Annotated in this window: 11 protein-coding genes; 6 read left to right on the top strand and 5 right to left on the bottom strand. The window is 40.6% G+C overall.

The window, feature by feature from the left end:
* Positions 1–60: 60 nt before the first annotated feature.
* Positions 61–2,151 carry an elongation factor G gene (gene fusA, locus XEN7305_RS16565; RefSeq protein WP_006510626.1) on the bottom strand — a complete coding sequence of 697 codons (2,091 nt, stop codon included), beginning with the start codon at positions 2,149–2,151 and terminating at the stop codon, positions 61–63.
* A gap of 14 nt (positions 2,152–2,165) precedes the next feature.
* On the bottom strand, positions 2,166–2,303 hold the full coding sequence (locus XEN7305_RS29090) for a hypothetical protein (RefSeq protein WP_158500412.1): 138 nt from the start codon (positions 2,301–2,303) through the stop codon (positions 2,166–2,168).
* A gap of 389 nt (positions 2,304–2,692) precedes the next feature.
* On the opposite strand from XEN7305_RS29090, the gene XEN7305_RS16560 reads away from it, so the two are divergent.
* Complete coding sequence (locus XEN7305_RS16560) at positions 2,693–4,129, top strand: glycosyltransferase family 39 protein (protein ID WP_158500411.1); 1,437 nt, start codon at positions 2,693–2,695, stop codon at positions 4,127–4,129.
* A gap of 90 nt (positions 4,130–4,219) precedes the next feature.
* Positions 4,220–4,609 carry a pre-16S rRNA-processing nuclease YqgF gene (locus tag XEN7305_RS16555; protein ID WP_006510624.1) on the top strand — a complete coding sequence of 130 codons (390 nt, stop codon included), beginning with the start codon at positions 4,220–4,222 and terminating at the stop codon, positions 4,607–4,609.
* Here XEN7305_RS16555 and XEN7305_RS26845 read toward each other — a convergent pair.
* Entirely contained in the window at positions 4,557–5,369 is an 813-nt protein-coding gene (locus tag XEN7305_RS26845) for a response regulator transcription factor (protein WP_006510623.1), read from the bottom strand. The two genes, XEN7305_RS16555 and XEN7305_RS26845, sit on opposite strands and share 53 nt — an antisense overlap.
* Positions 5,370–5,560: 191 nt before the next feature.
* Complete coding sequence (locus XEN7305_RS16545) at positions 5,561–6,022, bottom strand: SRPBCC family protein (RefSeq protein WP_006510622.1); 462 nt, start codon at positions 6,020–6,022, stop codon at positions 5,561–5,563.
* 273 nt (positions 6,023–6,295) lie between these two features.
* On the opposite strand from XEN7305_RS16545, the gene XEN7305_RS16540 reads away from it, so the two are divergent.
* From XEN7305_RS16540 to ilvB, 3 genes are all read left to right on the top strand, one after another.
* The gene (locus tag XEN7305_RS16540) at positions 6,296–7,906 is read left to right on the top strand and encodes a mechanosensitive ion channel (protein ID WP_006510620.1); all 1,611 of its coding nucleotides are present in this window, start codon (positions 6,296–6,298) and stop codon (positions 7,904–7,906) included.
* A 57-nt stretch (positions 7,907–7,963) separates the two neighbouring features.
* Entirely contained in the window at positions 7,964–11,032 is a 3,069-nt protein-coding gene (locus XEN7305_RS16535) for an FAD-binding and (Fe-S)-binding domain-containing protein (RefSeq protein WP_006510619.1), read from the top strand.
* A gap of 140 nt (positions 11,033–11,172) precedes the next feature.
* The gene (gene ilvB / locus XEN7305_RS16530) at positions 11,173–12,936 is read left to right on the top strand and encodes a biosynthetic-type acetolactate synthase large subunit (RefSeq protein WP_006510618.1); all 1,764 of its coding nucleotides are present in this window, start codon (positions 11,173–11,175) and stop codon (positions 12,934–12,936) included.
* 122 nt (positions 12,937–13,058) lie between these two features.
* Here ilvB and XEN7305_RS16525 read toward each other — a convergent pair whose 3' ends face one another.
* The gene (locus XEN7305_RS16525) at positions 13,059–13,373 is read right to left on the bottom strand and encodes a hypothetical protein (RefSeq protein WP_006510617.1); all 315 of its coding nucleotides are present in this window, start codon (positions 13,371–13,373) and stop codon (positions 13,059–13,061) included.
* 198 nt (positions 13,374–13,571) lie between these two features.
* On the opposite strand from XEN7305_RS16525, the gene XEN7305_RS16520 reads away from it, so the two are divergent.
* A complete protein-coding gene (locus XEN7305_RS16520) occupies positions 13,572–14,054 on the top strand; it encodes a hypothetical protein (RefSeq protein WP_144053299.1) in 483 nt (160 codons plus the stop codon).
* Positions 14,055–14,324: the final 270 nt, after the last annotated feature.

Below are 14,324 nucleotides of genomic sequence, written 5' to 3'. Positions count from 1 at the left end.
AAGAATTAAATTTCCTTCTGAACCAATCAAAAACCTAATCGTAATCAGCTATTAGCAAGATTATTTAGCAAGTGCAGCCTCACGTTCTTTGGTTTCTTTAATAACTTCTTCTGCAACGTTTTTGGGACAAGGAGCATAGTGAGAGAATTCCATGGAGAATTGACCCCGACCGGAAGTCATGGTGCGCAGGTCTCCAATGTAACCAAACATTTCACTTAAAGGGGCATCGGCTTTGATGCGAACACCCATAGGATTGGTATTCTGGGCTTTAATCATCCCCCGACGACGGTTAAGATCGCCAATGACGTCTCCCATATGATCTTCTGGGGTGAAGACATCAACATTCATAATGGGTTCTAATAATTGGGGGCCCGCTTTAGGAATAGTTTGTCTGTAACCTGCTCTGGCGGCGATCTCAAAGGCGATCGCGCTAGAGTCAACAGGGTGGAAAGCACCATCCGTAAGTGTAAATTTGAGATCAACACAAGGAAATCCCGCCAAAACTCCTTTATCAATACTGTTCTCAAATCCTTTTTGTACCGCAGGCCAAAATTCACGAGGAACATTACCACCAGTTACTTTAGAATTAAACTGGAAGCCGCTACCAGGTTCACCAGGCTCAATAGTATAGTCGATACGACCGAATTGACCTGAACCACCAGATTGTTTCTTATGGGTATAGGAATCATCAATTACTTTAGTAATGGACTCACGATAAGCAACTTGAGGTTTACCAACTTCGACTTCCACCCCATGAGTTCTTTTAAGGATATCGACCTTAATATCTAGGTGCAACTCACCCATTCCTTTGATAATAGTTTCACCACTTTCTTGATCAGTTTCCACATAGAAAGAAGGATCTTCCTGTACCATTTTGCTGAGTGCCAAGCCCATTTTTTCGGAACCACCTTTGTTTTTCGGTGCGATCGCAATAGAGATAACGGGATCGGGAAAAACCATTGGCTCTAAGGTTGCTGGCATTTTAGGATCGCAAAGCGTATGGCCTGTCTGAATATTTTTCAAGCCCACGATCGCGACAATATCCCCGGCTTGGGCTGAATTAATTTCCTCGCGGGAATCAGCATGCATTTCTACCAGACGACCTACACGGTCTGTTTTTCCTGTAGCGGTGTTCAAGACTGTATCACCCTTATTAAGAGTTCCTGAATAAATCCTAATGAAAGTAAGAGCACCAAAGCGATCATCCATAATCTTGAATGCTAATGCTCTTAAGGGTTTTTCAGGATCAACATAAGCCAAGACACCGGTTTCGTTTCCTTCGAGATCTACCTCTGGTTGAGGAGCAATTTCTACGGGATTAGGAAGATAATCTACTACTGCATCAAGTACTAACTGAACACCTTTATTTTTGAAGGAAGAACCACAATAAGTGGGGAAGAAAGCTAGTTCGCGAGTTCCTTTGCGAATACAGGATTTAATTTCATCGATAGATATTTCTTCTCCTTCGAGATATTTTTCCATCAAATCATCATCTTGTTCAATCGCAGTCTCGATTAGTTGTTCACGATAGGTTTCGACATCATCTACCATATCCTCGGGAACATCTTTAAGCTCATAGTTCATGGGATCGCCAGATTCATCCCAAACCCAAGCTTTCCGAGTGAGGAGATCAACAACACCAACAAAATCATTTTCGATCCCAATAGGTAATACCATTACCAAAGGTTCCGCAACGAGAATTTCTTTTACCTGCTTGATCACACTGTAAAAATCGGCGCCAGTACGATCTAGTTTATTGACGTAAATAATCCGAGCTACTTTAGAATCGTTGGCATAACGCCAGTTAGTTTCGGACTGTGGTTCGACCCCACCCGAGCCACAAAACACACCAACTCCACCATCAAGAACTTTTAGAGAACGATATACTTCAATTGTGAAATCAACGTGTCCAGGAGTATCAATAATATTAAGTTGATGGTCATTCCAGAAGCAGCTTGTCGCAGCAGACTGAATTGTAATACCCCGTTCTTGCTCTTGAGCCATGAAATCAGTTGTCGCTTCACCGTCATGCACCTCACCGATTTTGTGGACTTTACCCGTTAATTTGAGGATTCTTTCGGTTGTGGTGGTTTTTCCAGCATCTACATGGGCAAAGATGCCAATATTTCGGTAACGAGTGAGGTCTTTCATAATTTACTGTGTAACTAATTGTTAGAATTTTTGGGCGGATCGGCGAAGGGATCTCCATCAGAGATTGTCTTGAAGTAAGATTTCAAGAGCTTTTGCGATCGCGAAGCGCCAGCAAAAGGCTGGTCGCTGGATATCCAAACTGGATAAAACATAATTTAACCATCCATAATATTGCTATGTTGGCAATGGTTATGGTGATGATACCAATTATTAAGCAATTATAATTTATTTATCGTTGAAGAGTAAATAAGTCAAAAGTAATGTACTAATCTGCATAGACTTTAGCTATTACTGAGTACTAGTGCAATGGGAGAGCCGAATTATCATCTTACAGACGATCTGGCAAAATTTATGATCTAGTAGACAAGAAAAACTCCATTTAAGCTAAAGCTAATAGCCAATCAGAAACGAAAGTCAACTTATGCCAGTAAAACCATTAAAATTATCGTCAAGATCATTAGTACTAGTAGTAACTTCTCTAATATTTTTTCTAATTTGCCTGAATTATGCAACTCAAATTAATTTGTGGGGAGATGAAGCAATGTCAATGGTTTCATCTGAGTCTCCGATCGCAAATATTTTGATGGTAAATTCCACACATACACCCACCTACTATCTATTATTAAAACTGATCAGACAACTAGGAATACAAAGAGAAGTCCTCCTGAGAGTTATCCATACAATACCCTTTATCATTGGCTTGCTACTGGGATATTTCACTTTAGTCAATGTTTTTGGCAGAACAAGAAGTTCACTAATAAGCTTTTGTATCGCAGTTATTCTTCCAAACTATATTTTCTATGCTACGAACCTGAGAATGTACTCATTATTGTTTATGTTTTCAATGGCATTTATTGCTACAGTAGCTTGGATATTACAGGAAAACAGCAAGAATCTCAGCCAATGGCAAATTACAGCCTTGGGTTTGTCCTCTCTAGGATTGTTACTAAGTGATTATTCAGGAATAGTATATTTTTTAGTTGGCTTAATATTTTTGATTGTTCAAGCATTTCGTATGCGTTCCTATAAACCACTGATTCCTATTTTGGTATCAGTTTTAATATTTGTGATAATTATTTTTTCTTGCTTTAACTTTCTAGAAACTGTACATAATATTCTCAATTGGCCTGTAGCCGCTTCTCAAAATATTAATAATTCAAGCCGAGGATTAGTGGAGCTTGCCAAATTAGCCTATTTGTCTCTTAGACCTGGCTTGGATCTAATTTATAGTGCGGGGATTAGTCTGCCTTTGGCCTTGGGCTTACCAATTGTCCTACTACTCTTGTATGCCTATAGTTTTGTCTCAATTTGGAAGACACATAAAAGTTCTTTAGCTGTGCAATTGATTTTAATATCTTCAGTTATTTGGGTCTTTGCTTCTGTTACCGGATATTCTTTTACTCGTATTTTTTTACCTAGCCATTTTTTTATGGTTTTCATTATTGTTTATCATGTTAGCTCTATGAGCAAAACATGGAAAGTCGCGAGCTATCTGATCCTGGGCCTGATGATATCTCTTTGCCTCAAGGAAGTAATCAGACCAACGTTAAGACTTTATAATTTAATCCCTTATGAACAAATTGCGACAGATACTTTAAATTTGGCAAAGAGTCAAAAGGCAAATACCATTCTATTATCAAACAATTCTTTGAATTCCCTATCGATTGAACGCTATCTTAGCCAGCAAATAGAACAATCTAAAATCGAAGCAGCGCAGGTAGTTAAATTGGGAAGCAATACTCTAAAAAAAATAAATAATAATGAACTAAATTCTCCCGTAATTTTTATCTCACATATGAAAGAAGGCGAAAAATTCCAGGATGTTCAAATAATAAGCAAGCAACTCAATAAATCCTTCCAAGAAATTCAAGGTTACATCAAGCTGCAAGATTTACCATATAATCCTTTATGGAAAAAGAGGATTACAAACTCAGCTCAGCAACCCTATGCGGTACAAAGTTACCTGCTAGGAAACTAGTTATCTGTTTGCTCTTGTTTTTTGGCCCAGGATTTTTTCTATTTCCTCATGGCCTCTTGCCTAAATACTAAGCCATTAGGAGCCCATAAAATGATTTTAGGTTTTGACCCTGGACGAGATAAATGTGGAGTTGCCGTTGCTGATGAAGATCTGAATGTACATTATCACCAGGTAATAAAATCGGCTGACGCGATCGCAAAGATTAAGCAATTAACCCAAAAATATTCTGTAGGATTAATCGTCATGGGAAACTTGACCACTGCAAAAACTTGGCACAAAAAATTGACAGCTAATTTTGAGCAGACTCCGATTGTCATGGTTGATGAAAACAACAGTAGCTTAGAAGCACGCGATCGCTATTGGGAACTTTATCCCGCGAAAGGGCTAAGAAAACTTATCCCTCAAACTATGCGAATTCCCCCTTGTCCTATCGATGATATTGTGGCAATTCTACTAATTGAGCGATATTTACAAAATTAGAACTTTGAATATTGTTTTTAGTTTGTTGTCTCATCTTTAACATAGAAGAGGTTGAGCCAAGCACCATAAAGAATAAGACTAATTGGGAAGCTAGCAGCCAAGCAAATCTACGTTGCAGTTTTTGAAAGCTTAGATTAATTGTATTTTTTTTGGATTCTAGTAAATGAATTTTAAATTCTAAAATATCAACTATTTCCCGTCGCATTGCCGTAAGGTCTTCATTACTCGCTTCGGCTGAGTTTTCTTGCTTATTCCCTGCCATGGGCAATAAATCTATTTCATCTATATCAACAGCAAGATATTCTTCCTCAAAATTCACCTTAGTATTGAGGGCGATTTTCTCTGATAATTTTGTGTCTAGCTGAAAATACCCCTGATTCATTTTTAAGACAGCTGTGGTCAATTTCTCTTCGGAAGCTCCTTTCATCAAATAACCATTAGCACCAGCAACTATGGATTGATGAATATATTCTTTTTGATCATGACTACTAAGTACTAATGTTTTAGTCAAGGGAAAGCGTTCATTAATAATTTCAATAGTGGTAATGCCATTCATACCAGGCATTTCCAAATCTATAATGGCAATATCTGGTGTGAGTTCAGCTATTTTCTCTAAAGCTGCGACTCCATCTTCTGCTAAACCAACTACTTCAATCTGAGAATTTGATTCTAAATATAATTTAAGAGTATGTCTGACAGATTTTTGATCATCTACAATTAAAACACGAACTGTTTTTTGGTCAACATCAATAGTTTTCATAACAGAGTTAGATAGTTTTTTATAAAAAATTACTGTGTAATTAAGTATTAACTTTTCACTTTCTTAATCTAACCCAATTACTTAAGTAATAATTTAAAGTTTCTGCAACTTTGCGTTATTTTTAGATAAAGTTTGGATGATGATAAATCGGTAATTACTTAGCAGTTTTTGCTATTTACTGGGTAAGAATACTAGAATTGATCTCTGATATAGACTTCCTCTGCTACCTTTTTTAATCTCCTCAGTTGGGCTTCCATATCTTTTTTGGTTAGGTTTTGCGCAAAAATTTTAAAACCCCAGCCAACAATTGGATTAGGAATTTCAAACTCAAAACGATTCAGTAATAAAGTACCTTGAGCAGTGGGCCGGCATTCCCAGCGATCGCGACCTCGGAAAAACCCGTCAAATTGCCAAACTATTAACCCAGGCTCTCTTTCTATAACCACGCTTCTCAAAGATGGTTGCCAAAAAGGGATCTTGATTGTGAAGCGACTAAAACTACCCTCGGTAGTGCTCCAGGTACCAATAGGTTCACATTTGAGAGCAGGATTGAGCCAACGATGCATTAACTCTAGATCTTGGAGGCAGCTTTCTACCGCGATCGCGCTTGCCTTGATGGGAATGGATTGTTCAAAGACTTGAAATTTGGACATAAAAAACTATATAGCCTCTAATCGTAACAAACAATACTAATCAATTACAGTATTTAAGAAAACATTTATTAGATAATTTTTCTTTTCGTTGACGTTTTACTAAGTAATTGCCACCATTTAACAAAATATTCTTAATTTTTTCCGTATTTTCGTGTAAGTTTGGCATAATTGTCGCAGAAAATATATTGACTTATTCAAAAGAACAATGTTTATTTCGAGTTTTTGTCGTTAATCTGACGAAAATCATTAGGTAAATTAACACAATTAAAAGACATGACACATCTCATTAGTCCCCTTACGTCAGAATCACCACTGGTGCTGGCCCAAATTTCGGGGGTAGACCAGTTAATATCGAATGTAGGTACCGACTTTGGTTCATCATTGCTTAATGTAATCAAAGCAGTCATTATTCTGATTGTTGGTTGGATTATCTCTGGAATAGCCAAAAGCATCATCAAGAAAATCCTTAATTCTACCGACATTGATAATCGCATTGCCGCTTGGGTCACAGGCCAAAGAGGGGGGGAATCTCTCCCGATAGAAGAATGGGTCGCCAATTTATTTTGTTGGTTAATCCGGCTCTTTGTAATCGTGGCATTTTTAAATGCTCTGAATTTAGAAGCCGTATCTGCTCCTTTGAACTCATTACTAGAGCAGGTAACAAGATTCATTCCTCAAGTGATTGGTGCCGGAATTCTTTTAGGGGTTGCTTGGGTCTTAGCCACTCTCGCAAAAACTTTAGTTACCAGAAGTCTTAGCGCATTTAAGATTGATGAAAAGTTGGAGCAAGCCACCGGCGATGGCACGGATTTTGCGCTGGGAGATACTCTTGGGAACGTTATCTATTGGTTTGTTTTCCTATTGTTCTTGCCTTCTATTCTGAGTACCCTCGAACTAGATGGAACATTAGCTCCAGTTCAGGGAATGATGGATAAGATCCTCGGATCTTTACCCCATATCTTAGAAGCCCTACTGATCGGTGCTGTATTCTGGTTTGTCGCTAAGATTGTGAGCCGTATTGTTGCAGGATTACTCTCGGCAACAGGTATTGATAGTATCGGAGAAAAAATAGGGTTATCCTCCAACTCAGGAAGACCAACCTTGTCCTCATTGATTGGGACAATTGTTTTTATCACAATATTGGTTCCAGGGGTTATATCTGCTCTAGAGAAACTTCAAATTGAAGCGATCTCTGCACCAGCAACAGATATGCTCAACGAAGTATTTGGATTACTACCCAATCTCTTCTCCGCAGCAGTAGTGCTCGTGATCTTCTATGTTATAGGACAATTTATTTCTGAATTGGTCAGCAAATTTTTGGCCGATATTGGGTTTGATAATGTTCTCGAATGGGTGGGAATTGCTGGTCCAGAACCTCAGGAAGTAGCAGATCCAGAATCTACTGAACAACCCACCTTATTACAACCTAGTTCTGTTGGGGCTAAAACTCCTTCCGAATTTGCAGGGCTAATTCTGTTCGTCGCAATTATGCTGTTTGCGATTAAAGAAGCTCTTAGTCTTTTAGGAAATGAAGCTTTAGAAGAAATTGTCGGCGTACTAATAGAACTTGCGGGTCAAGTAGTAATTGCGGGAATTTTCTTTGCTATTGGCTTATTCTTTGCTAACTGGGTTTACAAATTGATTATTGCTTCTGGTACCAATCAATCCAGCTTATTAGCTCAAGCTGCTAGAGCGATTATCATTATTTTCGTTGGTGCGATGGCATTGTCGAGAGTTGGGGTTGCTCCTGATATCGTTAACCTAGCTTTTGGTTTACTACTAGGTGCTGTTGCAGTAGCGATCGCGCTGGCTTTTGGTCTTGGTGGTCGAGATGTTGCCAAAGAACAATTACGTTCTTGGGTTAATTCCATCAAAACTAAGTAAGTAATAATTGAATAGGGCTGCCTCCAAGGTCGCAGCCCTGAAGTTAATATCCAAGCAATGCTTCCTCGCTTATCTCAACAAGCTACTCCAGAAAATGAGGTTGATAGATTTCTCAACTCACTCGCGAAAACTGATTTTAGTGGGGAAATTCGGGCAGATTTTGCGAGTCGTTTACTCTCCTCTACCGACAATAGTATTTATCAAATCCTGCCTCAAGCAATTATTTTCCCACGCACGACAGCAGATATCGCCACAGTATTTCAATTAGCAAATCAGCCTGCCTACCAAAAGCTAACCTTTACTCCTCGCGGTGGTGGAACAGGAACCAATGGACAATCTTTAGCTACAGGAATCATACTCGATTGCTCCAAATATCTGAACCAGATTATCGAAGTCAATTTGTCGGCTGGTTGGGTTAGGGTGCAACCTGGGGTCGTCTTGGATCAATTAAATAATTATCTCAAACCTCAGGGTGTTTTCTTTGCGCCCAATCTGTCACCTAGTAGTCGAGCTACTTTGGGCGGCATGATTAATACTGATGCCTGTGGTAAGGGTTCTCGTATCTACGGTCGTACTAGCGATCACATTTTAGAGCTCACTGGGGTGCTTCCCGATGGCAATGTGTTTCAATCCCAACCGGTAAATAAGGAACAACTAAATCAACTCAAATCAGAATCTAATCCCTTGGGAAAAATTTACCAGCAGGTGGAGCAAATTGTCACAACCAAACAAGAGTTGATTGAGCAGCAGTTTCCCAAAATGCCGCGCTTTCTTACGGGATATAACTTGGCAAAAGTTTACGATTGCGATCGCGAATTTTTTGACCTCAACCGAATTCTTGCTGGTTCCGAAGGTACTTTGGCCGTAGTCACAGAGGCAAAACTTAAGCTTAACCCGATTCCTCGGTTCCAAGAATTATTGGTGATTCGTTACGCCTGCTTTGATGATGCGCTGAATGCGTCTCAAACTTTGCTAGATTTTGAGCCTGCGGCCATTGAAACTATTGATGAAACAATTCTTGAACTGGCGAAACAAGATGAAATTTATCAATATGTGAAAGACTTTATTGCTGATGCAGCCGCAATTAATTTGGTGGAGTTTATCTCAGAAGATGCTCGCAAGTTACAGTTAAAGGCAGAGCAACTGCAACAAGAATTAGAAATAAGTCCCACCGCGATCGGCTACTATCAAGCGGGCTCCCCAGAAGAGACCAAGTATCTTTGGGAATTGCGCAAACGAGGTGTCGGTTTATTAGGAAATCGCCCAGGAAAACCTAAGCCCATTGCTTTTATCGAAGATACGGCAGTTCCTCCAGTCAATCTGGCGAACTATGTTCAAGAATTCAAAGCTTTATTAAATCGCTACAACCTAGACTATGCCATGTTTGGGCATGTGGATGTGGGCTGTCTCCATGTGCGTCCAGCCTTAAACTTACAAATTAGCGAAGATGAAAGACTAATTCGTGAAATATCAGATCAAGTAGTTGCCCTGGTGCGCAAATATGGCGGAGTGATGTGGGCAGAACATGGGCGGGGTTTTCGGAGTGAATATACCAGTATGTTTTTTGGTACGGAACTTTATGAAGATCTCAGGAAAATTAAGGCAGCTTTTGATCCGGATAATCGCTTAAATCCTGGGAAGATTGTCACTCCTTTTGATAGCAAAGACCAGGTTGTCAGCTTAGAATCACCTCTTAGAGGGCATTTTGATCGACAAGTTTCTCTTGCCAGTCAAGCAGATTATGAGGTGGCATTTAATTGCAATGGCAATGGGGCCTGTTTTACTGTCAATCCAGATCAGGTTATTTGTCCCTCCTATAAGGGTTCTTTAGATAGAATTCATTCGCCTAAAGGTCGTGCTGGTTTGCTACGGGAATGGTTACGCCAAATTGCTCTGCATCCCCATCAAGATTCAGGGCAACCTGGGAATATTCTGGTCAAATTCTGGAATAGTTTGGGGAAAATGGCTGGTCAATATGATTATTCCCATGAGGTTTATGAGGGTTTGCACGGCTGCCTTTCTTGCAAAGCTTGTGCCAGCGAATGTCCGATTCATGTCGATATTCCCAGTCTGAAAGCTAAATTTTTGCAGCATTATCATACTCGTTATCTGCGATCGCCCCGAGATTTCCTGATGGGGCACATCGAATTCCTAACTCAATGGCAAGGCAAATTTCCCCGGCTAACCAATCTGGCGCTACAAAATCCCCTCACTCGCAAATTATTGCAATCTGGTTTCGGCATTTTCGATCCCCCAAGGATGAGTTCTTTAGCCCTAATCTCAAACCTGAAACAGAAAACCCTGGCCTCGTCTGACCTAGAGAAATTGAGCAAGGCTGATCCTCGCAACAGCGTTATTCTGCTACCTGAGGTTTTTACCAGTTATTACGAAGCAGAATTGGTTTTGGCCACTTATGATTTATTTACTAAGCTAGGATTACAAGTCCATCTCTTGCCGCCATTGCTTAGTGGCAAACCATTGAATGTTCTAGGCTTTCTCGAAGAATTTGCGATCGCAGCAAAAAAGAACATTAAGTATATTAAAAAAGTTCAAGATTTAGGAATTCCCATTGTGGGGATTGAACCCAGTATTGTCCTTACCTATCGGGATGAATATGCTGATTTTGCCCATCTAGTTTCTCCTTCACAGCGCGATCGCGTAAATTCCCTTAATATTCAATTGCCCCAAGAATTTCTTCTGGCCAATCGCGATCGCATAGCAACATTATTCAAAGATTGCTTAAGCCCATCTCAACTTGCTCAGCCCTATAATCTACTCGGACATTGTAGTGAAAAAACCCTAGCATTAGCTTCGCAACGTCAGTGGCAGCAGGTATTTCAATCAGCAGGATTACAACTGAATGTTATTGAAACCGGTTGTTGTGGAATGGCGGGGCTCTATGGTTATGAAGCTGAACATGTAGCAAGCTCAAAAGCTATTTATCAACTTAGTTGGGGCCAACATTTACCCACAGATCCCCAAGATAAACCTTATTATCTAGCAACAGGATTTTCCTGTCGTTCTCAAGTAACACGACTAGACCAATGGCGACCTTTACATCCCATACAAGCATTGCTCAATGCACAAGCAGAGGAATTTATAGATGAATGCTACATAACTTTGTAAACAAGATCTTCACAATATCGACAGTCAATCAATATTCCTCTAGAATTAAGAATTTAGACATATCAGATCACAAAATTTTCTGTTGCATTATAGGCAACAAATTCTAAGATAAACAGTAGGCAAGTATTACGGTTAACCTAGTGGTTTCAACAAGCATTCCCCAAACTAACAGTCCGATTTCTTCTCCAGAGCGTCATACAGGCGGTTTTGCCCTAATTGATAGCTTGTGCCGTCATGGCGTTAAACATATTTTTGGCTATCCTGGTGGGGCAATTCTCCCAATCTATGATGAGCTGTATCTCGCAGAAGCTAGGGGTGAAATTCAACATATTCTCGTCAGACACGAACAAGGCGCATCCCACGCCGCTGATGGTTATGCCCGCGCAACAGGTAAAGTCGGAGTCTGCTTTGCCACCTCTGGCCCAGGAGCAACTAATTTGGTTACAGGCATTGCTACAGCTCATATGGATTCTATTCCGATGGTTGCTATTACAGGACAGGTAGCCCGCGCGGCGATCGGCACTGATGCATTTCAGGAAACGGACATTTTTGGGATTACCCTTCCCATTGTCAAAAACTCCTATGTCGTGCGGCAGGCCAAAGATATGGCAAGAATTGTCGCTGAGGCTTTTCATATTGCTAGCACTGGTCGCCCTGGCCCTGTCCTAATTGATGTGCCAAAGGATGTTGGGTTAGAAGAATTTGACTATATTCCAGTTGAACCAGGAACAATTCACATTGCAGGATATAAACCAACATTGAAAGGCAATCCCCGCCAAATTAATGCGGCTGTGGAATTGCTGGAGATGGCAACAAAACCTTTGCTTTACGTTGGTGGCGGAGCTATTTCCGCTGATGCCCATGCTCAGATTCAAGAGTTGGCAGAACGATTTAATCTCCCTGTCACCACGACCTTAATGGGATTGGGGGCGTTTGATGAGCATAATCCTCTGTCCGTTGGTATGTTGGGAATGCATGGGACAGCCTATGCTAATTTTGCTGTTAGTGAATGCGATCTGCTGATTGCTGTAGGGGCAAGATTCGATGATCGCGTTACGGGGAAACTAGATGAATTTGCTTCGACGGCTAAAGTAATTCATATTGATATTGATCCCGCTGAAGTAGGCAAAAACCGCAGCCCCGAAGTTCCAATTGTGGGAGATGTCCGCTGGGTATTAGAAAAGATGATTGCCCGCTCCAAAGAGCTCAATGTACCAGTTGATAACACCAAGACCAAGCCTTGGCTGGAAAAGATCGACCAGTGGCGTGCTGATTATCCTCTCGTTGTGCCCTATCCTGAAGATAGCTTATCTCCTCAGGAGGTAATTACAGAGGTCGGCAATCAAGCTCCTCATGCCTATTACACGACAGATGTGGGTCAACATCAAATGTGGGCCGCTCAATTCCTGAAAAATGGGCCTCGGCGTTGGATTTCTAGTGCTGGTTTGGGCACTATGGGCTATGGCTTGCCTGCTGCGATGGGGGTTAAAGTTGCTGTGCCAGAAGAAGAGGTAATTTGCATTAGTGGTGATGCTAGTTTTCAAATGAATCCTCAAGAGTTGGGAACTTTAGCTCAATTTGGAATTAATGTTAAAACCATCATTATCAACAATGGTTGGCAGGGCATGGTTAGGCAGTGGCAAGAAACCTTTTTTGGGGAACGTTATTCTTCTTCCAATATGGAAGTGGGAATGCCTGATTTTGAATTATTGGCTAAAGCCTATGGCATTAAAGGAATGACTATTAGCAACCGCTCGGAATTAAAAGATGCGATCGCCGAGATGCTGGCCTATGATGGCCCTGTATTACTTGATGCTAGGGTGAAGAAAGACGAAAATTGTTACCCCATGATTGCCCCAGGGAAAAGCAATGCTCAGATGTTGGGGTTACCGGATAAAACCTAAATACCTAAATAAAAACGGAGTATAGCAACCAACTATACTCCTAATAGCTAACCTATTTCCGCATACAAAATAAATAAGATCCTTGATAAGAAAAAATCTATAGTATCTGAATAATTTAATTACTATGAACCCGCACAAGGATCAACCCCAGCACAAGGATCAACTGCCGCACAAGGGTCAACTCCAGCACAAGGATCAACTGCCGCACAGGGATCAACTCCTGCACAAGGATCAACACCGGCGCAAGCATTAGCTCCCGCACAAGGGTCAGAAGCGGCACAAGGTTTTGCCCCAGCACAAGCATCTGCATGGCCGTCGGCAACTAGAATGGATGAACCTCTTAAGGGTGAAGCGCTGGCATTAGTGGGAAAGAACCCAACTAGACTAGTAGATAAGAGGGAAGCCGCAGCAACGGTGGCGATATATTGCAATTTCATAATTTTTGTTCTCCTTATGTGAAGTATTTTGAACTTTAAAGCTTGTTTATCATCTAAAGCTGGAAATATTAAAATAACCTGAGAAACCTGTGCAAAAGAAATTAGAAATTTTCCTTAAGAAATCTCAGCAAAAAATCATTTTTGGTAGTGATACTAACAAAAGAAATTTTAATGTTGTAGATGGGGATACATACAGACATGAAAAACAAATTATTTAAGGGAAGTCAACTATTCTTAGCCGCTAGCATAAGTGCGATCGCGATCGCTAATCTCAGTTCTCCTGTGAACTCGCAATCAGACAATGCCACCGTTATTGCCCTGACTCAAACAGGATGCCAGTTTGTCGAGACAGAAGCCCAAAATTATAATTACCAGACGACAAGTGCTGCTGATTGCAAAAAAATTAATGGGGATACTTTAGCTGAGAGAGAAAAAGAATTTAAACCCCTTGAGTTAGCAGCAGGGGAATATGTTTTCCAGGTTACTAACGAAAATGTTCCCTACGAACTAGGCTTTTTTCTGCGGGGACAAGGCATTAGTCGAGCAACTTTACCTACTACTAGTGGTGGAGGGTTAACTGCTGGAACTACCAAAGAATATAAGGTAACTTTACGCCCTGGGAAATATTGGATTAGTTGCCCTTTAAATCCCACTCCCGATTACCCTCTAATTGTTAACTAGTGCTGCTACACGGAAGTAAGAAGTGGATTTGAACCTTCTGCCGTCTGCCCTCTGCCGTCTGCCTTCAAAGTTTAAGTTATGGGGAATTAGGGAAATGGGGAATTAGGGAGAATATTCACCTGTAATAATTAACTTGGTAAACTACTAGTGAACGCGGGCGTAAATAAGCTATCTATCAACGAAGAGCAAAAAGCCGATGTATCAAGACTTATTACTCATTACTTATTACTTATTACTTCCGCGAAGCGGCACTAGAACTACTGCGGGAAT

Origin of the sequence: Xenococcus sp. PCC 7305, assembly GCF_000332055.1 — a bacterium.
Taxonomy (GTDB): Bacteria; Cyanobacteriota; Cyanobacteriia; order Cyanobacteriales; family Xenococcaceae; genus Xenococcus.
This window is presented reverse-complemented; position numbering and strand designations above follow the sequence as displayed.

Coding starts and splice junctions, on each gene's coding strand:
- fusA (WP_006510626.1), bottom strand. CDS start 2,151: ATGAAAGACCTCACTCGTTACCGAAATATTGGCATCTTTGCCCATGTA.
- XEN7305_RS29090 (WP_158500412.1), bottom strand. CDS start 2,303: ATGTTTTATCCAGTTTGGATATCCAGCGACCAGCCTTTTGCTGGCGCT.
- XEN7305_RS16560 (WP_158500411.1), top strand. CDS start 2,693: ATGTCAATGGTTTCATCTGAGTCTCCGATCGCAAATATTTTGATGGTA.
- XEN7305_RS16555 (WP_006510624.1), top strand. CDS start 4,220: ATGATTTTAGGTTTTGACCCTGGACGAGATAAATGTGGAGTTGCCGTT.
- XEN7305_RS26845 (WP_006510623.1), bottom strand. CDS start 5,369: ATGAAAACTATTGATGTTGACCAAAAAACAGTTCGTGTTTTAATTGTA.
- XEN7305_RS16545 (WP_006510622.1), bottom strand. CDS start 6,022: ATGTCCAAATTTCAAGTCTTTGAACAATCCATTCCCATCAAGGCAAGC.
- XEN7305_RS16540 (WP_006510620.1), top strand. CDS start 6,296: ATGACACATCTCATTAGTCCCCTTACGTCAGAATCACCACTGGTGCTG.
- XEN7305_RS16535 (WP_006510619.1), top strand. CDS start 7,964: ATGCTTCCTCGCTTATCTCAACAAGCTACTCCAGAAAATGAGGTTGAT.
- XEN7305_RS16525 (WP_006510617.1), bottom strand. CDS start 13,373: ATGAAATTGCAATATATCGCCACCGTTGCTGCGGCTTCCCTCTTATCT.
- XEN7305_RS16520 (WP_144053299.1), top strand. CDS start 13,572: ATGAAAAACAAATTATTTAAGGGAAGTCAACTATTCTTAGCCGCTAGC.